The following is a 19,134-nucleotide window of genomic DNA, read 5'->3' as shown; positions in this document are numbered from 1 at the left end:
CACGTGTTCCTTCAGGTGTTCCTTCAGGTGTTCCTTCAGGCGTTCTTTCAGGTGTTCTTTCAGGCGTTCCCGTGCGCCGCTCGCGCGGCTGTCAGTTCGGCCTCGATCAGATCCGCCGCCCGCCGGGTGCCGCCCTCCTCGGCCATCTGCGCCTGGATGCCCTTCAGCCGCCGGGCGACCTCGGGGTCGTCGACCAGGGCCAGGGCGGTCTCGCGCAGGACCTCGGCCGTGGCGTCCTCGGTCGCGACGTGGCGGGCGACGCCGAGCCCCTGGAGCATGTCCGCGTTGCCGAACTGATCCACGGCCTGCGGTACGGCGATCATCGGGGTGGCGGTGGCCAGGCCCTCCTGACTGCCGCCGGCGCCGGCATGGGTGACGAACAGGTCGGCCTGCTGAAGGATCGCCAACTGCGGTACCCAGGAGCGCACTTCGACGTGGGACGGCACGTCCCCCAGCTCGGCCGGGTCGACATGCCGGCCGATCTGCAGGACCAGATGCCAGCCCGGCAGGTCACCGAAGGCGCGCACGCACTCCCGGTAGAAGGCGGGCTGCTTGGTGAAGGACGACCCCAGCGACACGAGGACGACCTTCTCGGCATCCGCCGGCCGCCGCCAGTCCCCCTCGGCGGCCCGGTCGCCCTGGCAGGCGCCGACGAACGTGTACACCGTCTCGTCGACGCGGTCGGCGTTGGGCTGCAGCGCCCGGGGGATGAGGACGAGCGAGCGGTCTGGGCGGCCGCCGAACGCGTCGGGGTGCAGGGTGATCCCGTTCTCCTCCAGCCAGGCGTGGAAGCGGCGGTAGTACTCCTGGCCGCGCTCGGTCCGCTTGGGCTCGGCCCACATCGGTTCGGCGATCTCCTCCTCGTAGCCCTCCCAGGCGACGAGGTTCGGCGAGAGCGAGATCACGGGCACGCCCCAGCGGTGGCCGAGGGCGCGCGCCGGGTAGGCGGTGATGTCCTGCAGGACGAGGTCCGGTTCGTCTCCGTCGTACGCCTCGATCAGCTGCGGGAGCGCCTGGATCGCGTCGGCCAGAAACGGCTCGACGTTGTCCAGCAGGGTGCTCCCCCAGGCCTCGGGGTCGGCGTCGGGCCCGGGCAGCGTGGAGTTCCAGAGCTTCGGCTCGGCGCCGGTCCCGGCGACCTTCTCGGCGAAGGCCGGCGGGATCGCGTAGGTGACCCGGTGGCCGCGCGCCACGAGCTCGCGGATCACTTCGAGGCTGGGGTTCACATGGCCGTGGGCGGCGATGGAGAACATCGCGATGTGAGCGGGGCTGGGGGTGTGAGCGGCACTGGTCATGACATCGAGACTAAACGAGACGATACGTCTCGTGCAACACGGTTTCGCGGAGACGTCCACATCTCCTGCGGCTCGGCTCACGGAGCCAGCACCTCGTGCAGCCTGAGCCACGCCCGCGGCGGTACCTCCCCGACGAGGGCCCGCGCGTCGAGGCGTGCCACGCGGAACGCCGCGTCGACCCGCCGCCTCGGGGGGCCCGGCGCAGCGACGCGTGCAGCGAGCCGCCGACTCCGGAGAAGCCCAGCTCGACCAGGCGCCGCCAGCTGTCGTACGCACCGGCGTCGAGCAAGGGTGTGCGGCGCCGCTCGATCCGTACGATCCCGGCGTCCACGCTCGGCACCGGCCGGAAGCTGCGCCGCCCGACCCGGCCGACCAGCCGCCACTCTCCCCCACTGCCTTAAGGGCGTGGGAGGTGCCCCCATCGGGGCCAGGTCAGCACCGTCAGCCGGCTCCAACTGCCGTAGTCACCCGTGCGTTTGCGGGCGTACTCGAGCTGGGTCAGGAGTGTGGCGTCGGTGAGGGCGGGCGCCCGCAGACACCAGTCGACGACCGCGGCGGTGCGGGAGAAGGGCACGTTCCCGGCGACGGAGAACGGGGTGCGCGGGGGCCGTGCGGTGAGGAAGTCCTCGCCGACGACGCGGACCTGCGGTGTGCCCGTGAAGCGGGTGCGCAGGACGGGGACGAGCCGTGGGTCGATCTCGTACGCGAGAAGACGCCGGCAGCGTGGGGCGAGCAGCTCGGTCAACGCGCCTTTTCCGGCGCCGACTTCGAGCAGCAGGGGCGCCTCGCGGCCGTACGGTACGGCGAGCCGGGCGAGCTGTCCGGCGGCTGCGCGGTCGGCGAGGAAGTTCTGGGAGAGCGCGCGGGATACGCGGGTGGGGCGGGCCATGGCCTGCGGTCCTTGTCTTCCGTGGAGAGGGAGAAGGGCAGACGAAGGCCCTGACCGGAAGACAGGAGAAAGGGGGAGGCAGAGAAGTGGGTCCGCCGCGGATCAGCGGGCGTGGCTCCCCGGGCCGGTCAGGGCTCCGGGGCCGCGGCGCATCCGTACGGAGTGCGCGTAGCCCCGGCCGTGACCGGAGAAGAAGATCGCGTTGTTCGCTGCCACGGACGGCACGTTAGGCGGGGCCGGGGGACGCGGACCACCGAATTACGCCCGCGCCGAAATCGAGGGGGCGGAGGTGTACGTGGGGCTCGTGGCGCACGTGGCGCACGTCAGCGCTGGTAGCGGGCCAGTACGAGGTTCCCGTCGTCCTCCAGACGTCGACGCAGTTCGGCGAGGCCGATGGCCCCGCTGTAGTACTCCTGGAAGGCGGGTGTGGCGACCTTGTCCTTCCACTCCGGATAGCCGCGTACGGACTGTGCGGGCGCCGAGCGCAGATGCCCGGCGAGGGAGGTGCCGGTGGCCCAGTCGTTCTCGGCGGTGTGCAGGGCCGGGTCCTTGAGCGCCTCGGTGCCGGTCGGCAGCATCCAGTCCCCGAGTGCCAGCCGGACCATGTTCTTCGGCCGGAGCAGGAAGTCGATGAACTCGGCCGCCTCCCGCTTGTGCGAGCTGTCCTCGGCGATGGACAGGGTCTGCGGGCTGACGCCCTGGGTGAGCCCGTCTGCGCCGGCAGGGGCGGGCAGCACCTGCCAGTCGAAGCCCTTCGGTGCCTGCTGGACGATCTGCTGGCGGTAGGAGAAGCCGAGCGGGACCATCGCGTAGCGGCCGCCGAAGAAGCCGGGCAGGGTGTCCGAGCCGCCGCTGCCCAGGGTCGTGGGCGAGGCGCTGCGGTCGGTGTTGGCCTGGTCGTGGACGGTGCGCGGCATCACAGCGTCGGCCGCCTCGAAGCGGACGGTCACCTTGCCGTCGGTGTCTCGGTGGAACAGCTGTCCGCCGGCCGACAGCGACAGGTTGAGGGTGGCGGAGACGGGCTCCTTGAGCGGCCAGGCGACGCCGTACTTGCTGTCCCCGCTCAGCTCATCGGTAATCTCCCGGAACTCCGCCCAGCTCCAGGGCCGTTCGGGCGTGGGGATGCGAACTCCGGCGTCCTTCAGCCACTTCGCGTTGGCGATGAGCACCCGGGGCTCCTGGAGGAAGGGCACGCCGTAGATCCCGCCGCCGAAGGTCGCCGTGTCCCAACTGCGCTGCGGGATGTCGGACCTGAGCCGCTCGGGCAGCAGGTCGGTCAGGTCGGCGAGGTAGCCGCCGTACGCGAAGTCCGCGAGGTCGTCCGAGGCGTCGTGGATGATGTCCGGCGCCTCACCGCCCTCGAAGGAAGTGAGCAGCTGGTCGTGGACGCTGTCCCAACTCCCCTGGACATACTCGACCTTGACGTCCGGATGGCTCGCGTTCCACTCCTTCACCAGCTCCTGGTTGACCTCGACGGACTCCTCCTGCCAGGCCAGGGACTGGAAGCGCAGGGTGACCCGCCCGTCCGGTCCGCCATCGTCGTCACCGCCGCATCCGGTGAGCAACAGAGCCAGGACGACCAGGGGCAACAGCACTCTCGTACGCATCAGCTCTTCACCGCCCCGGTGAGCATGCCGCCCGTGATCCGCCGCTGGATGACCGCGAACACCACCAGCGAGGGCAGCGTCGCGAGGAACGCGGCGGCGGCCAGCGGGCCGAGGTCCGCGACGCCCTCCGCGCCGATGAAGTGGGTGAGGACGACCGGCAGGGTCTGTTTCTCAGGGGTCTTCAGCAGAACGAGCGCGAAGAAGAACTCGTTCCACGCCGTGACGAACGCGAACAGCGCCGTCGCCACGATCCCCGGCGCCAGCAGCGGCGCGGTCACCGACACCAGGGTCCTCAGACGCCCGGCCCCGTCGACCGCCGCGGCCTCCTCCAACTCGGGCGGCACGGCGCGGACGTATCCGACGAGCATCCACAGCGCGAACGGCAGCGCCCACACCACGTACACCATGATCAACCCCGGCATCGAGTTGATCAGCCGCAGGTTCTTCAGCACCAGGAACAGCGGGATGATCACCAGCACGAGCGGGAACGCCTGGCTGACGACCACCCAGCCGGTCGCCGCCCGCGCGAGCCGGGTGCGGTGGCGGGCCATGACGTACGCCATCGGGGTCGCGAGCAGTACGGCGATCAGGGCGGCGCCGAGCGCGGCGATGAGCGAGTTGGCAGCGGCCTGCAGCAGGGGCTGTTCGTCGAAGGCCTGGCGGAAGTTGGCGAGGGTGGGGTCCTCGGGGATCCAGGTGGGGTGCAGACTGCCCAGCTCGCGGGGCGGTTTGAAGGCGGTGGAGATCAGCCAGAGGAAGGGGAAGGCGAGGAAGAGGAGGTAGGCGAGCAGGGCGAGATACTGGCCGGCGCGGCCGGTTCGGCTGGTCCTCACGCCTCGTCACCTCCCCTGAGCCGTCCGGCGAGGAACACGGCGAGGAGGATCGAGATCGCCGCGACCATCACGCATCCCATCGCCGCCGCGTAGCCGAACTGACCGTAGCGGAAGGCCTCTTCGTAGGCGAACAGCATGGGCAGCCGGGTGCGGCCGCCGGGGCCGCCGCTGGTGAGCACGTAGACCAGGGCGAAGGAGTTGAAGTTCCAGATCAGGTTGAGGGCCGTGATGGAGAGGGCGACCGGTTTCAGGGCGGGCCAGGTGACCGTGCGGAAGCGGCGCCAGGCACCGGCGCCGTCCACGGCCGCCGCCTCGTGGAGCTCGCGCGGGGTGTTCTGCAGGCCGGCGAGCAGGGCGACCGTCGTGGTCGGCATGCCCGCCCAGATGCCTACGACGATGACGGCCGGCAGCGCGGTGCCGAGCCCGCTGAGCCAGTCGCGGCCGTCGCCGAGACCGAGGTTTCGGATCGTCTCGTTGAGAATGCCCGCGTCGGGGTTGTAGACGAGCCGCCACATCACGCCGACGACGACCTCGGGCATGGCCCACGGGACGATCGCGAGGGCGCGGGCCAACCAGCGCAGGCGAAGGTCCTGGTTGAGGAGCAGGGCGAGACCGAGCGCCAGCAGGAACTGCGGGACGGTTACGCCGACGGCCCAGACCAGGCCGATCCGGAACGACTCCCAGAACAGCGTGTCCTGCAGCAGATCCCGGAAGTTGAGGCCGCCGATCCACTGGGTGGGCGCGGTCCGTCCGGACTGCGCGTCGGTGAAGGCCAGCAGGATGCCGTAGAGCAGCGGACCGACGCTCAGGATCAGGATGGGGATCAGCGCGGGCAGTACGAGGAACCAGGCGCCGTGATCCGCGAGGCGCCGCGGGGTTCTGCTCCTGGGCGCGCGTCTCACCGCCCTCTGCGCCTCGGTCACCGATGTCACGGAATCAGCCCCTTTGCGCGGCTCGGGTGGGCCCGGTCATGGTCGTGAAGGCGCTCTGCCCCGTCAAGACCGCGCGCACGCGGTCCGACCTGTGGGAATGCGAGACTGAGCGCCGATGGCGGGAATCCGACGCCGTTCACGCAGGCGAACGACCACACGGAGGCGGACGATGGACGAGGCACGGGCGCGGGACGTACTGGCCGCGGCGGGCGTACTGCCCGCTGCGGCGCGGGACGCGCGACTGCTCGCCCTCGGCGAGAACGCGGTGTTCGCCGCCGGTGACCTGGTCGTCAAGGTGGGCCGCGACGCGGAACTCCTCGACCGGGCCCGACGCGAACTGGACATCGCGGGGTGGCTGGCCGAGGCGGGCGTACCGGCGGTGCGCGCGGCCGAGCCCAAGGCGCTGCTCGTGGAGGGGCACCCGGTGACCGTGTGGCATCGGCTGCCCGATCCGGTACGGCCCGCCGAGCCACGGGATTTGGCCGAACTGCTACGGGTCGTGCACGCCCTGCCCGCACCCTCCTTCGAGCTGCCTGCGCGGGAGTTGCTGGGCGGCGTGGAGCGGTGGTTGCGGTTGGCCGGTGATGCGATCGATCCGGCGGACGCGGCGTATCTGCGTGAGCGGCGCGACGGGTTCGCGGCGGCCGCGGCGGGGCTGACGCCGCATCTGCCGCCAGGGCCGATTCACGGGGACGCGCTGCCTCGCAATGTGCATGTGGGGGCGGACGGGCCGGTGCTGGTGGATCTGGAGACCTTCTCCTTCGATCTGCGGGAGCACGACCTGGTGGTGATGGCGCTCTCGCGCGATCGGTACGGGTTGCCCGCGGCGGCTTACGAGTCGTTCGTCGCGGCGTACGGCTGGGATGTGCGGGAGTGGGAGGGGTGTTCGGTGCTGCGCGGGGCGCGGGAGACCGCGAGTTGTGCGTGGGTGGCGCAGCATGCGCCCGGCAATCCGAAGGCGTTGGCGGAGTTCGGGCGGCGGGTGGGTTCGCTGCGGGAGGGGGACGAGACGGTGCGGTGGTATCCGTTCTGACGCCTGCTGTCCGGGGGCTGCGCGTCGTCGGGCGACCGCGGGTTCGCTGTGGCATGTCGCGCCCGAGCGGCAGAGCCGCATATCAAGTACGGCGCCCCTCTACGGCGTGGCCCCACCGTCGCCTTCTCTGTTCTGGATGCTGCGTGCTGCGCCGCCCAGCTCGGTCAGGACCGTACGGACCGCTGTGCGGGCTGTGCGTTCGGGGCGGTAGAGGGCGTCGATGTGGCGTCTTGCCTGAACGCCGCTGAGGGGTCTGAGGACCAGGGCCGGATGTCGACGCATCGTCCAGCGCGGCATCAGCGCGATCCCGCCGCCGGCCGCCACGACCTCCGCCACCACCGCGAACTCGTTGATGCGGTGGGCCAGATGGAGGCGGCGGCCCGCCGCTGCGGCGACGGCCTCGATGACCGCCAGGACCGGGAAGCCGTCGTGCACGGTGATCCACGGCTCGTCGGCCACGTCGCGCGGGGTGACGCGGCGCTTGGCGGCCAGGGGGTGGTCGGCGGGCATGGCCACGTCCAGCGGTTCACGCAGGAGCGTCGTCGTGGCCACCGTGTTCGGCCACGGCGGGGCGTGGTCCAGGCGGTGGGCGAGGACGATGTCGTACTCCCGGGTGAGCCGCGGGAAGTCCTCCTGGGGTACGTCCTCGTCGACCAGCCTCGGCACCGGCCTGCCCGGGCCCGCCAGTGCTCGCAGGAGGAGCGGGAAGAACGCGGTCGCCGCGCTGTGGAAGGCCGCCACCGACACCTCCCCCTCCGGTCGCTCGACGAACCCCTCCACCGCGTGCCTGGCCCGCGCGAGCGCCGTCTCCACCTCGACGGCCGCGCCCGCCAGCGCCTGCCCGGCGTCGGTGAGCACCAGGCGGCGCCCCTGCCGCTCGGTGAGCGGCACCGGGATCGCGCGCTGCAGCAGCCGTAGCTGCTGGGAGATCGCCGACGGTGTCACCAGCAGCGCCTCGGCGACCGCCGTGACACTGCCCAGTTCGCCGAGCTCGCGCAGGATTCGCAGCTGCCGTTCGTCCATGGCCCCAGTCTAGGGACGATGTAGTGCTGCTAAATGATCGTTTTAGAAAGTGGTACTGGGCTTCAGGGTCACCTCCGGTGCACCGTAGGCGCGTGTCCGACGTCCGCCGTACCGATGCGGTACTCCTCCTGGTCGCGCTCGTCTGGGGTTCCAGCTATCTGTCCGCCCAGACGGCCACTGCAGCGCTCCCCGTCCTGCTGGTGCTGTTCGCCCGCTACGCCCTGTCCGCCGTCGCCTGTCTCGGTGTCGTCGCCGCACGGCGGCGCGGGTCTCGCCGCTGGACGCGGGACGAGCTGCGGGCCGGGGTGGCGCTGGGGGTGACCCAGGCCGCGGTCCTGGTCGTGGAGACGTACGGCGTCGCCCACACCAGCGCCGCCAACGCCGGACTCATCATCAGCCTGACCATCGTCCTCACCCCGCTCCTCGACCGCGGCGGCAACCGCGGCACGCTGCCCGTCCCCTTCTTCGCCGCGACCGGCGTGTGCGTGCTGGCCGTGGGGCTGCTCATGTCCGGCAACGGCTTCCACGCCCCGCGCCTCGGCGACCTGCTGATGCTCGTCGCCGCGCTGATCCGCGCCGTGCATGTCGTGCTGGTCGGCCGCCGCACCGCGGGGCGGGCGATCCGCCCGCTGCAGCTGACCACCGTGCAGACCCTGGTCGGCACGGCCCTGTTCCTGCCCGCCGCCGCCCTCGACCTGCCGACGCTGGTCCACGCGGACCCGGCGACCTGGGCGCAGCTCGTCTATCTCGCCCTGTTCTGCAGCGTGTTCGCCTTCCTCGCCCAGACCTGGGCCGTGCAGCGCACCTCGGCCAGCCGGGCCAGCCTGCTGCTGGGCACCGAGCCGATCTGGGCCGTCGCGGTGGGCATCGCCCTCGGCGGCGAGCACCTCACCCCGCTCACCGGCCTAGGCGCGGCCCTGATGCTCGCCGGCACCTACTGGGGTCAGTCGGTGGAACGGGCCCACCGGAGCGCACCGGAACGCCGACTCCCCTCGACCCACGCCCCCGACAAGGAACCCGAATGCCCGACAGCGCTCACGACACCTACGACCACCTGATCTCCCTGCTCGACTCCTCCTCTGTCGACTACCGCCTCATCGACCACGAACCCGAAGGCAGCACCGAGGCCGTCTGCGCCCTGCGCGGGCACCCGGCCTCGGAGGCCGCGAAGTGCATCGTGCTGCGGGTGAAGGTGGACCGGCGCACGACACGTCACGTCCTCGCGGTCGTCCCCGGGGACCGACGGGTGGACCTGGACGCCGTCCGGACGCTGTTCGCCGCGCGCTACGTCGGCTTCAGCGACCCGGAGACCGCCGAGCGGCTGGCCCGCGCCGTCCCCGGCACGGTCCTGCCGTTCAGCTTCGATCCCGACCTGGAGCTGGTCGCCGACCCGGACGTCCTGGACCGGCCGAAGCTGTACTTCAACGCCGCCCGGCTGGACCGCTCGCTCCTCATCTCGGGCGCCGACTACGAGCGGTTGGCCAAGCCGCGGGTCGAGCGCATCGCGGGTCCCGCGGAGGGGTGAGGGAGGGCGCCGGGAAGGCTCGGGGCGCCGCGGCCACCGGCCTGCGCACCCGCACACCGGCGCACCCGCGTGTCGGACTCGGCCCGAACCGGGCCGGACTGCCCGCCGGGCCTCAGACCGCTTCCCCGGCCACCTTCTCCTCCGTCGGCTCCCTCAGCGGCCATGTCCCGTCGACCACCGCGGTCGCGTCGCCCTTGCGGCGCAGGAAGTTCTGGAAGTCCGCCGCCCACTCGGCGTACCACTCGATCTGGCGGCGGTGCAGCTCCGCCGGACCGAGAGCCGCGATCTTGGGGTGGCGGACGGCTATCGCACCGGCGAGCCGGGCCGCGGCGAGGGCGTCGGCGGACGCGTCGTGCGCGGAGTCGAGGGAGATGCCGTACTCCCGGCAGACCGCTTCGAGGTTGCGCTTGCCGCGGCGGTAGCGGTCGGCCCAGCGGTCGATGGTGTACGGGTCGATGACCGGGGCCGGGTCCTGGCCGCCCAGGCGGTCGCGCAGGGACGGCAGTCCGTACCGCCGCAGCTCGGCGGAGAGCAGGCTCAGGTCGAAGGCCGCGTTGTAGGCGACGACCGGCACGCCCGTCTTCCAGTACGTCACGAGGACGTCCGCGATGGCGTCGGCCACCTGGTCGGCCGGGCTGCCCTCGGCGGCCGCTCGTTCGTTGCTGATCCCGTGGACCGCGACCGCGTCCGCCGGGATCTCGACGCCCGGATCCGCCAGCCACTCCTTGTGCCCTATGGGCTGCCCGTCCCTGACCTCGATCACGGCGCCCGTGACGATGCGCGCCTCACGCGGATCGGTTCCCGTCGTCTCCAGGTCGAAGCCGATCAGCAGCTCCCGGTGCCAGCCCATGGGCGGTCCCCCTTCTTGGTGGTGCTTTCCCCCAGTGGTCTCCACCTTCCCATGCGCCACTGACAATCAGGGGACCGCATTCCGTTTGTGCGGCAGGAGATGGGCACGGTAGGACAGTTCAGGACACCGGACGCGAATCCGCCCACATGAGCTCGAACTCCTCGCGGTAGGTCGGGAAGAGCCCGCCCTCGTCGATCTCGTCCGACTTGACCACCCTGCTGCCGTTGCGCAGCACCAGGACCGGCGCCTCCAGCCCTCGGGTCCGCCGCAGATAGGTCTGCACGACCGCGATGCCGTCGGAGCCGTCGCCGTCCACGAGGTAGGCCGTGAAGCGGGGCGTCTCGTCGAAGACCTGGATCTCGAAGGCACCGGGGTCGCGCAGCCGGGACCGTACCCGGCGCATGTGCAGGATGTTCATCTCGACCGCGCGGCTCAGCTCGCCGCGCTTGATGCCCAGTTCGCGCTCGCGCCGCTTGACCGCGCTGGAGGCCGGGTTCAGGAACAGCAGCCGCACCCGGCAGCCGGACTCCGCGAGCCGCACCAGGCGCCGCCCGGAGAAGTTCTGCACGAGCAGGTTGAGACCGATGCCGATGGCGTCGAGCCGGCGCGCGCCGCCGAAGATGTCCTCGGCCGGGAACTGGCGCAGCAGCCGCACCCGGTCGGGGTGCACGGCGACCACGTCGGCGTACCGGTCACCGACCAGGTCCTCGACCGCGTCGATGGGCAGCCGGCGCGCGGACGGGACGTCACCGCCCGTGCCGAGGATCTCGAGCAGACGCGCCGAGGCCCGCTCGGCCTGGTTCAGGACCGCCTCGGACAGTGCCCGGTTGCGCGAGACGACGTTCCGGGTCACCTCGAGCTCGTCCAGGGCGAGTTCGACGTCCCGGCGGTCGTCTACGTACGGCTCGAAACACGGCCAGTGCTGCACCATCAGCTCGCGCAGCTGCGGCAGCGTGAGGAAGCTGAGGACGTTGTCGTCGGCCGGGTCGAGCAGGTAGCCCTTGCGGCGGCTGACCTCGCGGACGGCGACCGCGCGCTGCACCCACTCCTGTCCGGCCGGCCCCGCCGCCGCCACGACCCAGTCGTCGCCGTGGACGGGTTCGTAGATGGGACGCAGAACAGCGGCCACGACGGCGCGCAACCGCTGTTCGACGAGGTTCAGCCAGATATAGGCCCGGCCGGCCCGCTGGGCGCGCGTACGCACCTCGCGCCAGGCGTCGGTGTCCCAGTCGAGCTCCGGGCCGATGGAGCTGGTCTCCATCGGCCTGGCCAGGGACACCGTGCCGGGTGGGACGTCTGTGGAGTTCCCCTCGTGACCCTCGTCACCAGGGGGCAACTCCAGCCCTCCCGAGCCCACCCGCGCACCGCCTTCCGCTCCCCCGAGCACTCCCCGTCCCAACGATCAAGGAAGGGTACTCCGGGAGCGGTCGGCGGTGCAGCCGGATGGACAAGAGGGATTCTCAACTATCGCGGCCGACATGGCCATTGATGCCCTTGAGATCCGCCGGAGTGAGCGGATTCATAGCGGTGACGTCCCGCGGGACGATGGAGAAGCCCTGCCAGTGGACCGGCATCGGCTGCTGGTCCTCGTCCCGCACGATGTGGTGGAAGCCCACGTTCATCCAGACCACGGGGTGGGTGAGGGACTGCCCGTTGACCCACTTGTCGACGTCCTTGGGGTGCCCGGCACCGCAGGCGCCCAGGTTGCCGCTCGCGTACTGCTCGCACTTGTTGTACTCGGTGAAGTACACGTCGTGCGCGGTGAAGGGGCGGCCCGGGAACTTGGTGGTGGCACCCGGCACGAGTTCGTAACTGCGCGCGTGCCCGTCCTTGTTCTTGCCCGTCCCGCTGACCACCCGCCACCAGCGCATGTTCTTGGCGTCGCCGGCGAGTTCCTTGGTGACCTTCGTGAGGGTCGTCTTGTTGGTCGGCCCGCGGTCGCCCGCCGCCGGGCTCACCTTCGAGTCGTACTGCTCGACCCGGGTCTTGGAGGAGCCGTCGAGGCCGAAGTCGAGCCGCCAGAAGACGTTGTGGCTGTGGCTGTCGGCGTAGTCCTTGGCGCCCTTGCCGATGGGCCAGCCGCGGCCGTCACCGGCGTCGTAGTCCTCGGGCGCGAGGCTGCCGGTCGCGCCGACGTTCATGCTCACCGTGCCGTCGTCCGAGAAGCGCCACTCGGTGATGTACTCGTACCAGCTCACCTTGTTGATGGTGTAGAGCAGCAGGTCCTTGCCCTGGGCCTGGTAGGTCTTGCCGATACCGCCGTTCAGCGGATCGGTCTGCATGTGGTACGCGTGGCCGCGCGAACGGGTCGTGGCGCACAGGCCCTTGACGTCCTGCGAGTCGGAGTAGGCGGGCTCGCGGACCTTGACGGTCTTGATGGTGCCGCCCGGGCATTCCGCCGGCTTCATGTTCAGCAGGCCGTTGCCGAAGTTGTACTCCGTGATGTCGTTGTACTCGGAGTCGCCGTCGTCGTAGGGCACATGGATCTGGGCGAGCTTGGCGCTGTTGAGGACCTTGATCGGCTTGGCCTCGCCGGGCGGCTGGTAGGAGATGTCCTCCAGCATGACCCCGGCCGTGCCGTTGAAGCGCCAGCACATCCGCCAGGTCGTCCCGGTGGAGAGCTTCTGTTCGATGCGGTACGCCGCGCTGCAGTTGGGGGTCGGGGCTGCGGCCGCCTTCGGCTGGGCGGCAGCCGGTCCCGCTCCGGTCGTCGCGCCGGCGGCCAGCGCGGCCAGGGACAGGCCGAAGGCCGCCCGCCTGCGGGCACGGCTGATTCTGTTGACGCGCATGAAGAAGTGACTCCCTTACAGGAGGTGCAGGGTTGGAAAAGTGAACGGAGGTAGGCTCAGCCGAGCCGGATCACCTTGCGGGCGCTCAGGTCGATCACGAAGTCCCGGAGGTCGACCCACGACCCGTTCTTGATCTTCGGGAACAGCCGGGTGCAGCGGTGCTCGCCGCACTTGGCGACCGATGCCGACCCGCCCGGGTTGGCCTTGTACACCATGCTGTTGAGCTGCAGCTGGTCCGGGGAGGTGAGCTCCTTGCCGGTGGCGTCCTTGTAGTCCGCCTTCAGACCCGCGCCCAGCGGGTCTGCGATCAGCAGCTTGGCGGCCTCGGTCTCCTCGGAGCGGCTCAGCGGCGGCTGGACACCGCGCTGGGTGGCGGTGTGCTCGACCTTGCCCGTGTCGAGGTTGACGGTCCGGGTGACGAGGGTGTCGTCCCGGTAGTCGTAGAAGGTCACCTCGGCGCGCCGGGGCGCGTTCGCGTCGTCGACCTCGTCGGCCTCGGGCTCGGCGAGCTGGGTCTCGATCCGCTGCGGGCCGCGTGCTCCCCTGACGTTCTCACTGCCGTCGAACAGCTGCCGGTTCACCGCGAGCTTCTCGACGCGCGTGATCTCGTCATCGGTCAGCGGGTCGTTGCCCTTGCCGCGGTCGCCCTCGACGGGCGCCTCCTCGACGACGCCGGGCTGCACGGCGGCGGCGGCGTCCTGCCCCTGAGCCGCCTGCTGCGCGGACCGGCCGCCGCCGTCGGCCCCACCCGTCGTGTCGGCCCCCGCCGTCCCCGGCAGGGTGATCCCGACCATCACGGCCGTTCCGGCCACCGCGATGGCCGCACCTGCCACCACCTTGCCCAGGTGGCGGTGCACTATCTTGCGCACATCTTCCCCCTACTCCCCCCTACTCCCCGGGAGTACGTGTCTGCCCCACTGGTACGCCCCTGATGGCCGTACCCGCATCTGCACTGGTCGACCGGTAAGAGGGACGTAAGTCATAGGTGGTTCCCTCACTTTCGGGGAGACTCGACGGCAAGGCGCCCCCGACGGCGGGCCCGAGCTGAAAGAGTCGTGTCCATGCAGGTCTGGCCTGGAGAGGCATATCCACTCGGTGCCACCTACGACGGCGCCGGCACGAACTTCGCGGTCTTCACGGAGGCCGCGGACCGAGTAGAGCTGTGTCTGCTGCACGACGACGGCTCGGAGACGGCGGTGGAACTGCGGGAGAGCGACGCGTTCGTGCGGCACGCGTACGTGCCGGGCGTCATGCCCGGGCAGCGGTACGGCTTCCGGGCGCACGGCCCGTACGCACCCGAACACGGCCGGCGCTGCAACTCCGCGAAGCTGTTGCTCGACCCGTACGCCAAGGCGATCAGCGGCGCGATCCGCTGGGGCGAGGAGGTGTACGGCTACCACTTCGACCGGCCCGAGCAGCGCAACGACCTGGACTCGGCGCCGCACACGATGTCGTCCGTGGTCGTGAACCCGTACTTCGACTGGGGCGACGACCGGCGGCCGCGCACCGAGTACCACCACACGGTGATCTACGAGGCCCACGTGAAGGGCCTCACGATGCGCCACCCGGGGCTGCCGGAGGAGCTGCGCGGCACCTACGCCGCCCTCGCGCACCCGGCGGTCATCGAACACCTCACCGAGCTGGGTGTGACGGCACTGGAGCTGATGCCGGTCCACCAGTTCGTGAACGACCACCGGCTGGTCGACATGGGCCTGAACAACTACTGGGGCTACAACACGATCGGCTTCTTCGCCCCGCACAACGCGTACGCCTCCTGGGGCGACCGCGGCCAGCAGGTCCTGGAGTTCAAGTCGGCGGTGCGGGCGCTGCACGAGGCCGGCATCGAGGTCATCCTCGACGTGGTCTACAACCACACCGCGGAGGGCAACCACCTGGGCCCCACGCTGTCCTTCCGGGGCCTGGACAACGCGCAGTACTACCGCCTGACGGACGACCCGCGCTACTACATGGACACCACGGGCACCGGAAACTCCCTGCTCATGCGGTCCCCGCACGTCCTGCAGCTGATCATGGACTCGCTGCGCTACTGGGTGACCGAGATGCACGTCGACGGCTTCCGCTTCGACCTCGCGGCCACCCTGGCGCGGCAGTTCCACGAGGTGGACCGGCTGTCGTCGTTCTTCGACCTGGTGCAGCAGGACCCGGTGGTCTCCCAGGTGAAGCTGATCGCCGAGCCGTGGGACGTGGGTGAGGGCGGCTACCAGGTGGGCAACTTCCCGCCGCTGTGGACCGAGTGGAACGGCAAGTACCGCGACACCGTACGGGACCTGTGGCGCGGCGAGCCGCGCACGCTGGCGGAGTTCGCGTCCCGGCTGACGGGCTCGTCCGATCTGTACCAGGACGACGGGCGGCGCCCGCTGGCCTCCATCAACTTCGTGACCTGCCACGACGGGTTCACGCTGCACGATCTTGTCTCCTACAACGACAAGCACAACCACGCCAACGGCGAGGACAACCGGGACGGCGAGAGCCACAACCGGTCCTGGAACTGCGGGGCGGAGGGCGAGACCGACGACCCGGCCGTCCTGGAGCTGCGCGCCCGCCAGATGCGCAACTTCATCGCCACGCTCATGCTGTCCCAGGGCGTGCCGATGATCAGCCACGGCGACGAGTTCGCGCGCACGCAGCGCGGCAACAACAACGCGTATTGCCAGGACAGCGAGCTGGCGTGGGTCGCGTGGCCGCAGGACGGGGCGGACGGCTCGGACGACGGGGCCGCGGCCGGTCTGTCCCGTGAGCTGCTCGCCTTCACGCGCGCGATGGTGTGGCTGCGGCGGGACCATCCGGTCTTCCGCAGGCGCCGCTTCTTCCACGGACGGCCCGTGGAGGGTACCCACGACGACCTGTCGGACATCGCGTGGTTCACCCCGCAGGGCACGGAGATGACCCAGCGGGACTGGGACCGGACGCAGGCGTCGGCGCTGACCGTGTTCCTCAACGGCAACGCGATCTCGGAGCCGGGTTCGCGCGGGGAGCGCATCGCCGACGACTCCTTCCTTCTGATGTTCAACGCCTCCCCCAAGACCCTCGACTTCGTCGTGCCGATCAACCACGGCCGCCAGTGGCAGGTGGTCGTCGACACGGCCCGCGCGGACGGGGTGCCGCCCGGGACGGGGGCGAAGGTACAGGCCGGGGACCGTTTGACCTTGGTGGACCGGAGCCTGACGGTGTTGCAGCGGCCGGTTTAGGGGCGGGGGGTCGGCGGGTGGTTGCCCGGTCACGTCGGGACGGCACTGTTTCGTCACGTCGGGCGCGTCGGGCGCGTCGGGACGGCACTGTTTCGTCCTGTCTCGCACGTCAGGACGGCTCCGTTTCGTCCTTCCGGTGACGTCGGGACGGCTCCGTTTCGTCCTTCCGGCGGCGTCGGGACGGCACCGATCCGTCCTGACGGGGACGTCGGGACGGCACCGGCTCGTCGTGTCCCCCGCGTCGGGACGCGACCGTTGCGTCGTCTCGCGCGCGGCCCCACGTGGCGGGGACGATGACACGAAGCGCGGCAAGGCGGGTACGTAGCTTTCCATGACGTCTGAGCGACCTGACCCGACGGTGCCGACCGCCACCTACCGGCTGCAACTGCAGCCCGCGTTCCCGTTCGCGGCCGCGGCTGCCGCCGTGCCGTACCTGGCCTCGCTCGGTGTCTCGCATCTGCACCTGTCCCCCGTCCTGGAGGCGGTGCCGGGTTCGGGGCACGGCTACGACGTCGTGGACCCCGCGCGCGTGCGCGAGGAACTGGGCGGCGAGGAGGGGCTGCGCGCACTGGCGCACACCGCGCGCGAGCACGGCCTGGGCCTGGTGGTGGACATCGTGCCGAACCACATGGCCATGGCCCCGCGCCACAACCGCGCCCTGTGGGAGGTCCTGCGCGAGGGCCCCAAGTCGCCGTACGCACGATGGTTCGACATCGACTGGGAGGCGCAGGGCGGCCAGGTGCTGCTGCCGGTTCTGGGGCACCCGCTGGGCGAGGAGCTCGGCAACCTGGAGGCGGACGGCGACGTCCTGCGCTACTACGACCATGTGTTCCCGCTGCGCGAAGGCACCGCGGACCTGCCGCTGCCGCAGCTCCTGGACGCTCAGTGGTACCGGCCGGTGTGGTGGCGGCTGGCGCGCACGGAGCTCAACTACCGGCGGTTCTTCAGTATCTCGGAGCTGATCGGGGTGCGGGTCGAGGATCCGGAGGTGTTCGAGGCCACGCACGCCAAGATCCTTCAGCTCCTCCACGAGGGCGTGGTCGACGGGCTGCGCATCGACCACCCCGACGGCCTCGCCGACCCCGACGCGTACCTCCAGCGCCTCCACGAGGCGACCGGCGGGCGCTGGACGGTCGTGGAGAAGATCCTGTCGGACGGGGAGCACCTGCCGGCCTCCTGGCCCGTCGCGGGCACCACCGGCTACGACGCCCTGCGGCACGTGGACGGCCTCTTCACCGATGCGGCGGGCTTCGGGGAACTCCTCGGCCAGTACCGGCGGTTCGCGGCCCCGCAGACGGACCGGGGCGGCGACTGGGAGGCGACGGTGCGGCGGGCGGCGTACAAGGTGCTCACGCATGAGCTGGCCGCGGAGATCGACCGGCTGACGCGGGTGGCGAACCGCGTGTGCGGGACGTCCCCGGAGCCCGCGCTGCGCGATCGGGCGCCCTGGGCGCTGCGCACCGCGCTGCAGGAACTCCTCGTCCGGCTGGAGGTCTACCGGCCGTACGCCTCCGGTGACGCGGCCCTCGTGGTGACCGAGGAGGCCGCCGAGGAGGCCCGGCTCGCCTTCGTCGTGCCCGAGGAGGCCGGTGCGGTCGACGTCGTGCGCGAGCTGGTGCTCGGGCGGGCCGGTGAGGGGCCGGAGCATGTGGAGTTCCGGACGCGGTTCGCGCAGACGGCGTCGGCGCTGCGGGCCAAGTCCGTGGAGGACACGGCGTTCTACCGCTATGTGCCGCTGCTGTCGGCGACCGAGGTGGGCGGCAACCCGGGGAGCCCGGCGGTCTCGCCGGACGAGTTCCACGCGTACTGTGCGCGCGTGCAGCGCGACTGGCCCGTGACCGGGACGGTCATGTCGACGCACGACACCAAGCGCAGTGCCGACGTACGGGCCGCGCTGGCCGTGCTCACCGAGTGCCCGGAGCGCTGGGCGGACGTCCTGACGGAGGTGACGCGCGACGGCGAGGGCGTACCGGACGCGCAACTGGCGTGGGCCGCCTGGCAGACGGTGTTCGGGCTGGGCGAGGCGGCCGTCGACCGCGTTCAGGGGGCCCTGCTGAAGCATGTGCGCGAAGCCGGGCTGTTCACCAGCTGGACGGAGCAGGAGCCGCCGTACGAGGAGGCGGTGGCGGCGTTCGTCGCGGCGGGGCCGTGCGGGGCGCCGGGCGAGCGCGTGGCCGCCTTCCGGAGCAGCCTGGAGCCGCACATCCGGGCGAACCTGCTGGGCATGGCCCTGGCCCAGCTGACGATGCCGGGCATCCCGGACGTCTACCAGGGCACCGAGGGCGAGTACCGGGCGCTGGTGGACCCGGACAACCGGCGGGCCGCGCGGTTCCCGCACGAGGCTCCGGGCGACAAGGGCGCGGTCACCGCGGCCGCGCTGCGGCTGCGCAGGCGGCGCCCCGACGTGTTCGGCGACTCGGCGTCGTACACGCCCCTGACCGCCGAGGGACCGGCGGCCGCCCACTGTGCGGCGTTCGTGCGCTCGGAGGAGGTCGTCACCGCCGTGACCCGGCTGTCGCTGCGGCTGGCCCGGGCGGGCGGCTGGCGGGACACTCTGCTGCCGCTGCCGCCGGGGCGGTGGGCCGATGTGCTGGCTCCGGAACGGGAGTTCACCGGGCACGCGCGCGTGGAGGAGCTCTTCGAGCGGCTGCCCGTGGCGTTGCTGGAGCGGGTCGGCGCGGAGGAAGGAACACAGGGGACGCAGAGGACTCGGCGGACGTAGTGCCGCTCGCGCCGCCCGGCCCGCAGCTGCCGCGGCCGAAGAAGCTCTCGTCAGGCGCGTACGGCGTCACCGCGCGCTGTGCCGTCCTGCCGACGACCGGCTCGTACCCGCGCACGCTCCCGGCGCTCGGGCACGACGGTCGGCGCGTGGTGACGAGCGGCGATGCGCACCGGCCCGGCGGGCTCCGGTGACCTCTTGGGGCCGGCGGGCGGTGCTCGGTGGGACGTACGTCTCGCCAAGTCACTCCTGGGGCGCGCAGACCGCACTCCCGGAGCGGTCGGGTGGGCCTCGCCCGCCCGCTGACGCCGACCGTTTCCCACCTGCCGGCGGTGAATGCCACTGGGCGCCCCCTGGAGCCTCCCCCGCGAACTCCTTGACACGTCAACGAGACCGTGGGGTACTGCGGATTGCGAAGCCGGGCGGATGT

Annotated in this window: 15 protein-coding genes and 1 pseudogene; 5 read left to right on the top strand and 11 right to left on the bottom strand. The window is 71.3% G+C overall.

Annotated features, from left to right (window positions below; genetic code table 11):
* Positions 1 to 59: 59 nt before the first annotated feature.
* The 5 genes and pseudogenes from mgt to EJ357_RS36340 all read right to left on the bottom strand — a co-directional run bounded on the left by mgt (position 60) and on the right by EJ357_RS36340 (position 5,556).
* Positions 60 to 1,295, bottom strand: a complete 1,236-nt coding sequence (gene mgt / locus EJ357_RS36360; protein WP_126395916.1) for a macrolide-inactivating glycosyltransferase — start codon at positions 1,293 to 1,295, stop codon at positions 60 to 62.
* A 77-nt stretch (positions 1,296 to 1,372) separates the two neighbouring features.
* Positions 1,373 to 2,184: pseudogene (erm, locus tag EJ357_RS36355) on the bottom strand (ErmE/ErmH/ErmO/ErmR family 23S rRNA (adenine(2058)-N(6))-methyltransferase).
* 323 nt (positions 2,185 to 2,507) lie between these two features.
* Positions 2,508 to 3,791 carry an ABC transporter substrate-binding protein gene (locus tag EJ357_RS36350; RefSeq protein WP_126395915.1) on the bottom strand — a complete coding sequence of 428 codons (1,284 nt, stop codon included), beginning with the start codon at positions 3,789 to 3,791 and terminating at the stop codon, positions 2,508 to 2,510.
* A complete protein-coding gene (locus tag EJ357_RS36345) occupies positions 3,791 to 4,624 on the bottom strand; it encodes a carbohydrate ABC transporter permease (protein ID WP_126395914.1) in 834 nt (277 codons plus the stop codon). Before EJ357_RS36345 ends, EJ357_RS36350 begins: the two co-directional genes overlap by 1 nt.
* Positions 4,621 to 5,556 (bottom strand): carbohydrate ABC transporter permease, encoded by a 936-nt coding sequence (locus EJ357_RS36340; RefSeq protein ID WP_126395913.1) that lies wholly within the window; start codon positions 5,554 to 5,556, stop codon positions 4,621 to 4,623. The genes EJ357_RS36345 and EJ357_RS36340 overlap by 4 nt, the downstream gene beginning before the upstream one ends.
* A 169-nt stretch (positions 5,557 to 5,725) precedes the next feature.
* Between EJ357_RS36340 and EJ357_RS36335 the strand changes: the two genes are divergently transcribed.
* Positions 5,726 to 6,589, top strand: a complete 864-nt coding sequence (locus EJ357_RS36335) for a phosphotransferase enzyme family protein (protein ID WP_126395912.1) — start codon at positions 5,726 to 5,728, stop codon at positions 6,587 to 6,589.
* 99 nt (positions 6,590 to 6,688) lie between these two features.
* Here EJ357_RS36335 and EJ357_RS36330 read toward each other — a convergent pair whose 3' ends face one another.
* Positions 6,689 to 7,612: a LysR family transcriptional regulator gene (locus EJ357_RS36330; protein ID WP_126395911.1), complete on the bottom strand. Its 924-nt coding sequence runs from the start codon at positions 7,610 to 7,612 to the stop codon at positions 6,689 to 6,691.
* 92 nt (positions 7,613 to 7,704) lie between these two features.
* On the opposite strand from EJ357_RS36330, the gene EJ357_RS36325 reads away from it, so the two are divergent.
* A complete protein-coding gene (locus EJ357_RS36325; protein WP_126395910.1) occupies positions 7,705 to 8,670 on the top strand; it encodes a DMT family transporter in 966 nt (321 codons plus the stop codon).
* The gene (locus EJ357_RS36320; protein WP_126395909.1) at positions 8,634 to 9,137 is read left to right on the top strand and encodes a YbaK/EbsC family protein; all 504 of its coding nucleotides are present in this window, start codon (positions 8,634 to 8,636) and stop codon (positions 9,135 to 9,137) included. The genes EJ357_RS36325 and EJ357_RS36320 overlap by 37 nt, the downstream gene beginning before the upstream one ends.
* Before the next feature lie 112 nt (positions 9,138 to 9,249).
* Here the strand turns inward: EJ357_RS36320 and EJ357_RS36315 are convergent, their stop codons facing one another.
* The 4 genes from EJ357_RS36315 to EJ357_RS36300 form a co-directional block, all read right to left on the bottom strand.
* Positions 9,250 to 9,987 (bottom strand): 3'-5' exonuclease, encoded by a 738-nt coding sequence (locus EJ357_RS36315; protein WP_126395908.1) that lies wholly within the window; start codon positions 9,985 to 9,987, stop codon positions 9,250 to 9,252.
* Between the two features lie 118 nt (positions 9,988 to 10,105).
* Entirely contained in the window at positions 10,106 to 11,344 is a 1,239-nt protein-coding gene (locus EJ357_RS36310; protein ID WP_126395907.1) for an SAV2148 family HEPN domain-containing protein, read from the bottom strand.
* A gap of 103 nt (positions 11,345 to 11,447) precedes the next feature.
* Positions 11,448 to 12,776: a copper amine oxidase gene (locus EJ357_RS36305; protein WP_126395906.1), complete on the bottom strand. Its 1,329-nt coding sequence runs from the start codon at positions 12,774 to 12,776 to the stop codon at positions 11,448 to 11,450.
* Between the two features lie 56 nt (positions 12,777 to 12,832).
* The gene (locus tag EJ357_RS36300) at positions 12,833 to 13,645 is read right to left on the bottom strand and encodes a Tat pathway signal sequence domain protein (RefSeq protein ID WP_126395905.1); all 813 of its coding nucleotides are present in this window, start codon (positions 13,643 to 13,645) and stop codon (positions 12,833 to 12,835) included.
* 192 nt (positions 13,646 to 13,837) lie between these two features.
* Between EJ357_RS36300 and glgX the strand changes: the two genes are divergently transcribed.
* Both glgX and treY read left to right on the top strand, forming a co-directional pair.
* Complete coding sequence (gene glgX / locus EJ357_RS36290) at positions 13,838 to 15,985, top strand: glycogen debranching protein GlgX (protein ID WP_126395904.1); 2,148 nt, start codon at positions 13,838 to 13,840, stop codon at positions 15,983 to 15,985.
* 331 nt (positions 15,986 to 16,316) lie between these two features.
* Positions 16,317 to 18,707 (top strand): malto-oligosyltrehalose synthase, encoded by a 2,391-nt coding sequence (treY, locus tag EJ357_RS36285; protein WP_126395903.1) that lies wholly within the window; start codon positions 16,317 to 16,319, stop codon positions 18,705 to 18,707.
* Positions 18,708 to 18,757: 50 nt separating this feature from the next.
* On the opposite strand, the gene EJ357_RS36280 is transcribed toward treY, so the two are convergent.
* Positions 18,758 to 18,946 carry a hypothetical protein gene (locus EJ357_RS36280; protein WP_126395902.1) on the bottom strand — a complete coding sequence of 63 codons (189 nt, stop codon included), beginning with the start codon at positions 18,944 to 18,946 and terminating at the stop codon, positions 18,758 to 18,760.
* Between the last annotated feature and the right edge of the window lie 188 nt (positions 18,947 to 19,134).

Source organism: Streptomyces cyaneochromogenes, assembly GCF_003963535.1.
In the GTDB taxonomy this organism is placed as follows: domain Bacteria; phylum Actinomycetota; class Actinomycetes; order Streptomycetales; family Streptomycetaceae; genus Streptomyces; species Streptomyces shaanxiensis.
Note: the sequence above shows the minus strand (reverse complement) of the source record. Positions and strands in the feature narration are given on the sequence as shown.